The sequence below is a fragment of the Xanthomonas sp. SHU 308 genome (assembly GCF_000364645.1).
GTDB classification, from domain to species: domain Bacteria; phylum Pseudomonadota; class Gammaproteobacteria; order Xanthomonadales; family Xanthomonadaceae; genus Xanthomonas_A; species Xanthomonas_A sontii.
In genome coordinates this window covers 1-8896 of record NZ_AQOK01000159.1, presented here as the reverse complement: position 1 = coordinate 8896, position 8896 = coordinate 1, and the positions used below count along the sequence as shown (strand labels likewise).

Sequence of the window (8896 nt, the reverse complement as noted above, 5' to 3'; positions counted from 1 at the left end):
TCGTCGAGTTTTGCAACGACGAACTGACCAAAGTGCTTTAGGAATGTCGTGTATTCTGCACCTTTTGATGCCTCGTAAGTTGCGTGCACCTTATCTCGGAGTTTTACTTTAAACGCCTGTATAGCGTGATAGTGGAGGTCTCGGGGATACTGCAAGTGCTCGATTGGCGAGGTGTCAAACGAATAATTGGTTTTGTCGTCTTTAATAATTATCGCTGGCTTATCGAACGCAAGACGCATTCCAAGTTCGAACATGACATTGGGGTTTTTTGCGCTAACGTCGCATATGACGATGTCATTGTCATACAGATTCTGGACGATGCGCTTTTGGATGATTCCAATCTCATTCGAATCACTGACAAGCTCAACAGTGAACCCCGTATCCGCCAATGCCTCTTTGATGATGGCACGTAACTCGTCCCAGTGGCTTTCCGGCAAACCGTCAATTGCGGATATTGGCATCACTAGGCCGCAGCGTAGTGCTTTTGAATCGGTTGCCATTGATCGCCCCTTGGAGCTAACTATTAGTATTAAATTCCATCAATTCGCCAGAAACATCGGATAACCGCAGCCAGAGGTATGTCTAAGGCTCTGGTAACGTGGAAGGATCGGACTGATGCCATGTCTTGTACCGGAGTGGCTGTTCAAGTTGCCAAGTTCGCAACCTGTAAAAATCAGCGCTTATGTCGGCGGTATTGATTGTTAGTGCTTAGATTACGATAGATAGCTACCACCCTTATGCGAAGAACCATGGCCCGACGTGTAGTGACCGCCGTGATTCTTCGTGTGGTGTGAACCAGATGCGCGCGCACGTGCATCCGCAGATGCAACAGCCAGGCACAAGGCAAACCCGGCTAGCGCCGCGATGATCGAGACTTTGGTAAACATCGATTTCCCCTAAGAAAATGTGGCGTCCTAGCGTTTCCATTACAGATGGACGCTCTGCGCCGCGTATCCCCAGGCGCAACCGTCCAATCATGTCCGGTGGAAGTCCGTCCTCCCCCACAGACAACTCTGTTCTAGCACAGCGTCACACTTTTTGGGGAGACAAATGTAAGCCGTCAGTCGGGGACATTCCGGGGTGAATGCGCGTCCCGCTAGGCAAGGGCCCGTCTTGATGTGGACCCGATTAAATCAGGGCACATCCACTGCATTGTTTCTCTGGGTCAGTTCCGCCACGTCGCCCTCGGTGACGACACGCAGCAGTCCTCCCTTGGCGCTCTTTCCACCCGGCACCACCAACCGCACCTGCGCCGTCTTCGGCTCCAGGTCCCGCGGCGCCTCCAACGCAGGAAACGCCGCCCGCGCCAATTCCCTGCCACGTGCATCTTCCAACACCACAAACCCCGCCGGCGCATCCACATGCCCCAGGCTATGCACGGTGACTTCGATAGCGTCCGCGGTCACCCGCACATCCCCACACCCGATCCCCAGATCCGGCCGCAACTCGACCGGCACCGCGGCGGGCGCGACCAGCTCGAACTCCATCACCACCGTCTTGCCGGCGGGGAACTCCACGTCCACCGCCCCGCTCTTCTCGAACGCGAATTCACGGGTGGCGGCCTTGCCATCGATCTTGCCATCGCCGTCGCGATCCACACCCGCGCGCATCCGCCACTGCCCAGCCGCGACATTCCACCCGGTCATCTGCGCCCGCTGCGTCTTGCCGCTGGTGTTGTAGCCGATGACGGTGAAGCGATCCTGCCGCGGCTTGGGCAGCAGCAGCGCCACCTGCACGGCGCCTTCGGGATCGGCGAAACGCCAGCTGACGGTGTGGCCGGGGTAGGTCTGGTTGCGCTTGAGGGCGACGCCGCCGAGGCGGGCGCGCTGCAGGTTCACGGTGGGCGATTCGACGCGGTCGCTCCACCAGTGACCTTCGGTGTTCATGTAGAAGCTCTGCAGCTTGTCGCGGGTCTCGGCGCGGTACAGGGTTTCCAGCCAGCGCGGGTCGCCGCTCTGCTCCCAGGCGACGTGGTGGGCGAAGTCCGGGGCGTCGTCGGCCTCGGCATCTGCTGCCGCCTTGGCCAGGCTGGCGCCCCAGCTGTCGCGCTTGCCGAGCACGTCGAGGAAGTTTTCGTTGAGCAGGGACAGGCCGCCGGGGCCGGCCTTGGCGACGCGGTAGTCGATGGGCTGGAGGTAGCGCGCGTCGCCGGTCCAGCGGTAGGCGGCCCAGAAGGTGTGCAGGGTGTCGGGGCCGCCGCTGCCGTCGAACAGGCTGCCGCCGCGGGTCTTGCCGGTGGCCCAGTTGATCTCGTTGGGCAGCGCCCATTGGCCCTTGGCGTCGGTGTAGGCGTGGGCCAGGTAGCCGTCGGCCAGGCCGGTGACGATGCGGCGGCTGTTGGGGTCGGCGTTGTAGCCGCCCAGCAGCAGCGCCGGGTGCAGGATCGGGAACGAGTAGGGTTTTTGCCACTGCCAGTTCGGTTCGCGGTAGACCTTGCGCCCGCCGAACCAGTTGCTGGCGAATAGCAGGTGGCCCTGCGGGTTGACCTGGATGATGTTGTCGAACGCCTTCACCGTGCGCATCAGCCGCTCCACCGTCAGCGGGTCGCCCCAGTTGAGGTAGAGCATTTCGCTGTTGATGTTGATGCCGTCCTCGTAGGAATGCAGTTCGTCGGTCTCGATGGTGGAGAGGCCGTCGGTGAACATGCCGTTGCGGTAGTTGGCGTCCGACAGGGCGGTGAGCGAGGCGTTGAGTTTGTCCGGATCCACGCCCATCAGGGCGACGCCGGGCCATTGCTGGGTGAGGTCGGAATCGTCGGAGATGCCGCCGCCGAAATCGCCGTAATCCACCTGGCGTTCGTCGATCCACCAGTTGATGTAGCGGCGCGTGGCCTTGAGGTCTTCCAGCTGCCAGAACGCCCAGCCCGGCACGCCCTTGGGCGGCTGCGGCAACTGCACCGGCAGCGGGCCCTGGTTGCCGTAGCTGATGTCGGCCCAGTACTGGCGGCCCAGCGCGTTGTCCGGATCCACCCGCAGCAGGTCGTGGATGTCCGCATCCAGGCGCGCGTACAGACGCTGGCGCTTGGAGGTGGTGTGTTCCTCGACCAGGAAGCCCCAGTTGTCCTTGACCTGGTTGAAACGGTCGGCGATGTGCTCGATCTTGGCCTGCTCGCGCGGCTTGAACAGCAGGCGGATCTGCGCGCCGTCCAGCGCGCGCGCATCGAAGCCGGGCGCGGCAGAGGCGATGCTGAGCATCAGGCTGTCGTCGGTCAGGATGCGGTCGCGCAGGTCCAGCCACAGCGTGCGCGCCTGCCCGGGCGCGACCGACACCGACACGTCGAGCATGTCGCGGCCGGGCCAGATTGGATCCTTGACGCGGATGTTGAGCGGGATCAGGCCGTTGTGCGTGGCCGGCAGCTGCAGCGCCGGCAGGTCGATGGCGATGCCGTCCAGGCCATCGTGCATGTTCTCCCAGCCGTAGGACCAGCTGCGCATCAGCGGCTGCGCGGCCGGGGCGTCGCCGAGGTTGGACGGAATGAGCACATGCACGATGGGCAGCGGCGGCACCGCGGTCTTTTCGTCGGCGCGCTTGCGCGACGGCGCCTTGGTCGGCAGCGCGACCACGGTGCTGCGCTCGTCCGGCGGGTAGCGCCCGGCGATGTAGGCACGCAAGGCGGCGAGGTTGGCGTAGTCCGGGGCGATGTCGCTGCGCACGGTGTAGCGCAGCGTGGCGCTGGGGTGGGCCGGCTCGGCGCCGGCGCCCACGTCGTAGGCCCAGATCTCCTGGATCGGGGTTTCCTGGGCGACGTTGGTGAAACGCAGGTGGCCGCCGCGGCGGCGCTCGAATTGGTCGACGCTGCGCACCGTGCCCTGGGCGCGCGAGAACAGCGGCGCAGGCGTGGCGCCAGCGGCGGCATAGGTGGCCTGGCCGTAGGCGGCGCCGCGCAGTTCGATGCGGTTGAACGGTTCGTCGGGCAGGGCCAGGTCCAGCGCCTTGCCGCCTTCGACGTAGACGTTCCAGTCGGGCAACTGGAAGTAGTCGTTGCGGCCGGGCAGGCGCGAGCGGTTATAGACGCCGGGCCAAGTGGTCTCGGCGATGCCGTCGGTCGCCTTCCACATCCACTCCTTGAGGTCCTTGGCGTCGGCGAACTCGACCTTGCGGATGCGCGTGGACGGGGCATCCAGCGCCGGCGGGGCGCGGCCGTGGTCCCAGCCGAAGCGGTGCAGCCAGGCGTTGCGCGCGGCGTTGTCGGGCACGGTCTCGGCGCTGCGCGGTTCCTGCTGCCGGGCCAGCGCGGCGACGCCCGCGGCGTCGAGCATGCGGTCGTAGACGCGGATCTCGTCGAAATCGCTGCCGCGCAGGAAGTTGTAGCGGCTCTGCACCTGGTGCGGCGCCAGCACGCGTGCGGCCAGGCCGAGCTGGTCGAGCGCGGCGTCGAAGTCGAGCGAGCCGCCGTCGGCGCAGGCCTGGGTGCAGTCCACGCGTGCGGCTTCCTTGCCGTCCACGTACAGGCGCACGCCGCGGGTCTCGTCCCAGGCGAAGGCCAGGTGGGTCCAGGCGTTCGGCGCGGGGAATTTGTCCAGCTTGAAGGAGACGCGGGTGCGGGCCAGGTTGGCGTCGGTCACGAAGGCATCGAAGCCGTGGCCGTTCCAGTCGATGCGCAGCCAGGCCATGTCCCAGCTGGTGTGGTCGGCGTAGCCGACGCGGAAGATCACGAACGGCGCTTCGCCCACCGGGTAGCGCGAGCGCCAGAAGAACGACAGCGTGCCGCGCTGGGTGTAGAGGTTGCCGGGAGCGTTCCAGGACAGCACACCGTCGTCGGCCCATTCGATGGCTTGGCCGGAGACACCGGTCGGCACCAGGGCGATCTTGTCGCGGAAGTTGGGTTGGGGGTCGCCATGGGCGACGTCGGCGTCCAGGCCTTTGTCGGCGGAGACGCGGAACAGCAGTTCAGGGGGGGCGGCTGCGGCGATCGCTGGCAACGCGAGGGCACAGAGCAGGGCGAGGCGGTGTGAGATGCGACCTGGGCTCTGCGATTTGGCGGCGTATGCAGTAGAGCCTTGCTTTGCCGAAGTGGGTAGGAACCGCGCGCCGCGGCTGACGCCGCTCCCACATGTGCGGTACTGCACTGTGGGAGCGGCGTCAGCCGCGACGCGCGATGCCGGCACATCCTGTGGCAATCGCGGAGAGCCGATGGACGCAAGCAGGTGCACCGCCTTCGCCTTCAGGCGACGCCACACCCCAAGACCGATCGCCGACACACCACCGCCGGCGCCCACCGCGCTGCCGCACATTGCCTGTTTCATCTCGCTCCTTTGCGATCGGCGCGCACCGTGGCGGCGCGCGTCGATCTCCCTCCCCGGCCCGCAAGTATGCGGGCAGCGGGGCGTTGCCGATGCCGCAGCGCGGCACCGGCGAACGCAGTCTTCAGAACTTGTAACGCACCCCGATCGCGTACTGGCGGCCGGTCTCGCTGTAGGTCAGCGGCAGCTGCGCGCCGGTGGCGCTGGTCTGCACCCACTCGTAGTACGGCACGTTGGTCAGGTTCGATCCTTCCAGGCTGATGTCGATCTTCTCGTCGATCTTGTAGGTCAGCTTGGCGTCGACGACATTGGTGCCGCGCATGCCGTGCACGTCGAAGCCGGTTTCCGGGGCCGGCACCTGGGTCAGGTAGCCGTCGCGGTGGGTCAGCGACACGCGCCCGCTGAAGCGCTCGCCTTCGTAGAACAGCGTGGCGTTGTAAGAGTTCTTCGACAGGCCGTTGAGGTCGGTATTGATCGTCAGCGCGCCGCTTCTGTCGACGTACTGGATCTTCGACTGCACGTAGGTGTAGTTGAGCTGGGTACCGAAATTGGCCCACTTGCCCGGCAGGAAGCTGAAGGGCTGGATGTAGTTGAACTCGGCGCCCTTCAACTTGCCGCCCGGGGTGTTGACAGGCACGCTGAAGACGAAATCGTCGGTGGCGCCTGCGCCGGTGCCGTCGAGCAGGCTGACCGGCAGGCCGCTGCTGGCATACGAAGCGACGCTTTTCGGGGACTGCACGAAGCTGTTGATGTCCTTGTAGAACAGCGCCAGACCCAGCATCGCGCCTTCCTGCAGGTACCACTCGAAGCCGAGGTCGGCGGTCTTGGCGCGGATCGGATCCAGGTTGGGGTTGCCGGCGCTGACGGTACGCGCGCCACCGGCGACGCTGACGATCACGCCCGGGGTCAGATTGCCCAGGCCAGGACGCGCCATCACCTTGGCGGCGCCGAAACGGACCAGGAAGTCCGGAGTGATCTCGGCGACCAGGTTCAGCGACGGCAGGGTGTCGCTGTACGCGCGCTCGACCGTGGTCAGCGTCGGCACGTTGTTGACCAGCGCGTAGCCGGTGGAGGACTGATTGGTACGCACATGGCGAACGCCGACGTTGCCGGAGAACGGAATCGCGCCGATGTCGAAAGCGAAGTCGGCCATCAGCCAGCCGCCGCGGTCCTTTTCCTCCACGCTGCGGGTATTGGCCACGCGCTCGGCCAGGGCCCAGGTGCCGTTTCCGCTGTAGATGCCCAGCGCGTCGGCAATGCCGTTGAGGTCGGGCACCACCCAGTTCGACGGCGAACCTTCGATGCCCTTCAGCCCGGCCAGCGCAACCAGGTCGGTGGGCACGATGCGATTGCCGGTGGCGAACGTCGGCAACTTGGTCTCATCGAAGCGACGAAGCTCCCTGGTATCGAAGCCGTAGTTCTTGGCCAGCACGCCGCCCTTGAGGGTGAAGTTCGGGCTCAGGTTCCACTCGAAATTCAACGATCCGGTGTCGAAGCTGTTGTTGGCAGACTGCGGGCGCATGCGCACTTCGGCCAGCGTCCAGCCGTTGGCGGCGGTCGGGTCGATGCCGTAGTTGAACACCGGCGAGGTGTAGCTGTTGCGGTAGTCGTAGCTGTAACCGGCGACGTTGTTCTTGTCCATGATCACCGTGGTCTGGATCGGGTTCCGGTGCTTGGAACTGGAAGTGCCGATCTCGCCGGTGATCTTGAAGGTGTCGCTGAAACGGTGCTCGCCGTTGAGGGTGAGCTGCTTGAAGACCGTGTTCCACTCGTCGTGGCGGTTCTCCGAGCGGATGTCGGTGTTGTCGAAGCGACCGTAGAGCAGCGCCCCGGAAGCCGGATCGACGTAGCCGTCGCGCACGATCATCTCGGGCTTGCCGCCCTGCTTGGCGCCGCGGCTGAAGCTGATCGCCTCGATGTAGTGCTCGTCGCGCTTGGCATCGATCTTCGAGTACAGGCCGTCCAGCGAGAACTCGGTGCTGTCGTTGGGCTTCCACTGCAGCGAGCCGGTCACGCCCAGGCGGTTCTGCTCGTGCTCCATCTGCGTGTAGCGCGGGATGCGCGGGCTGAACACGTTGGCGCTGTTGGCCGCGGCGAACGGCGAGGTGGGGCTGTAGCCGTTGTTGCTCGGGCCGTTGGCCCAGCGCGTGGTGCCGCTGCCTTCCTCGAGCACCTGGCGCTCGGAGTAGGCCACCGACATCAGCGCGCCGAAGGTGCCGTCGGCCCAGGTGTTGGCGACCAGCGCGGCGATGCGCGGATCGGCCTTCTGCGACATGCCGTTGTAGGTGGCCTGGCCGTTGGCGGCGAAGGTGAAGCCGTCGTAGTCGAACGGCCGCGCAGTGCGCAGGTCGACCGTGGCGCCCAGCGAGCCTTCCTCGACATCGGCCGAGGCGGTCTTGCGCACCACCATCTGGGTGAACAGGTCCGAGGCGAACACATTGAAGTCGAAGCCGCGGCCGCGGTTGGTGCCGCCGCTCTGGTCGCTGGCGCCGACCGTGGTCAGCGCTTCCATGCCGTTGATGCGCACGCGGGTGAAGTCCGGGCCGAGGCCGCGCACGGAGATGTTGCGGCCTTCGCCGGCGTCGCGGGTGATGACCACGCCGGGGATGCGCTGCAGCGATTCGGCCAGGTTGGTGTCCGGGAACTTGCCCACGTCCTCGGCGACGATGGCGTCGACCATGCCCTTTTCGGCGCGCTTGATGTCCAGCGCCTTCTCCACGCTGGCGCGGTAACCGGTGACGACGACGGTGTCGAGCTCGGTGGTGGCATCGGCCGAGGCCGCGGCGGGCGGCGCGGACGCCGGCGCTTCCTGTGCCTGCAGGGCACCGGCCTGCAGGGCCAGGCCGATCGACAGCGCGAGCAAGGTAACCGGTGTCTTCCGGCGTTCGGTACGTGATTGCATGTCCTCCCCTCCCAAGGGTTACATGACGGCGTGGAACTGCGGGCGTTGTCGCGAATGACACCGCTGGTCAAAACCAACGTTAACAGTTGCGAAACATCCCGGCATCTTGCAGCGCAACAGAGTACCCGGCGACCCGAGGGTCTTTTCAGTCAATGAGATAGCGCAGGATCGCGGCGTCGGCCAGTGCCGAAGCGCGTGCTGCCGCACAAAAATGACACCGCTAGTCACTTTTTCTGGTCGGCGTTTGCATTTCGCGGCATGCTTGGCGTCCCTTCGGCTGCCGGACCCGCTTGCCATGACCGTTTCCCGCATCGTCTGCTTCGGCGAACTGTTGCTGCGCCTGGGCGCGCCCGGCCACGAACGGCTGCTGCAGACGCCGCGGCTGGAGGTGCAGGTGGGCGGTGCCGAGGCCAACGTGGGCGTGGCGCTGGCGCATTTCGGCCATGCCGTCTCGGTGGTCAGCGTGCTGCCGGACAACCCGCTGGGCCAGGCCGCGGCCGGCGAACTGCGCCGGCATGGCGTGGACACCAGCGGAGTGCGCTTCGTGCCCGGGCGCATGGGCCTGTACTTCCTCAGCACCGGCGCCGGGCACCGTCCCAGCGAGGTCACCTACGATCGCGCCGGCTCGGCCTTCGCGCTGGATGCGGGCGACCGGCACGACTGGCCGGCGCTGCTGCACGGCGCGCAGTGGCTGCACCTGTCCGGGGTGACCCCGGCGCTGGGCGAACGCGGCGCGGCCGCGGCGCTGGCG

Annotated in this window: 4 protein-coding genes and 1 pseudogene; 1 reads left to right on the top strand and 4 read right to left on the bottom strand. The window is 65.7% G+C overall.

All coding sequences use genetic code 11. The features are described from left to right. The 4 genes and pseudogenes from D588_RS27750 to D588_RS0106525 form a co-directional block, all read right to left on the bottom strand. Window positions 1-500, bottom strand: a 500-nt coding sequence (locus D588_RS27750) for a hypothetical protein (protein WP_198526736.1), incomplete at its 3' end; no start/stop codon positions are given. A gap of 173 nt (window positions 501-673) precedes the next feature. Continuing rightward, window positions 674-887 (bottom strand): annotated as a pseudogene (locus tag D588_RS28160) (hypothetical protein). 246 nt (window positions 888-1133) lie between these two features. Further along, window positions 1134-4922, bottom strand: a complete 3789-nt coding sequence (locus D588_RS0106530) for a LamG-like jellyroll fold domain-containing protein (protein WP_017915416.1) — start codon at window positions 4920-4922, stop codon at window positions 1134-1136. Window positions 4923-5367: 445 nt separating this feature from the next. After that, window positions 5368-8145: a TonB-dependent receptor gene (locus D588_RS0106525; protein WP_026143448.1), complete on the bottom strand. Its 2778-nt coding sequence runs from the start codon at window positions 8143-8145 to the stop codon at window positions 5368-5370. A 295-nt stretch (window positions 8146-8440) separates the two neighbouring features. On the opposite strand from D588_RS0106525, the gene D588_RS0106520 reads away from it, so the two are divergent. Continuing rightward, window positions 8441-8896: PfkB family carbohydrate kinase (locus tag D588_RS0106520; protein ID WP_017915414.1), on the top strand; the 456-nt coding region annotated here is incomplete at its 3' end.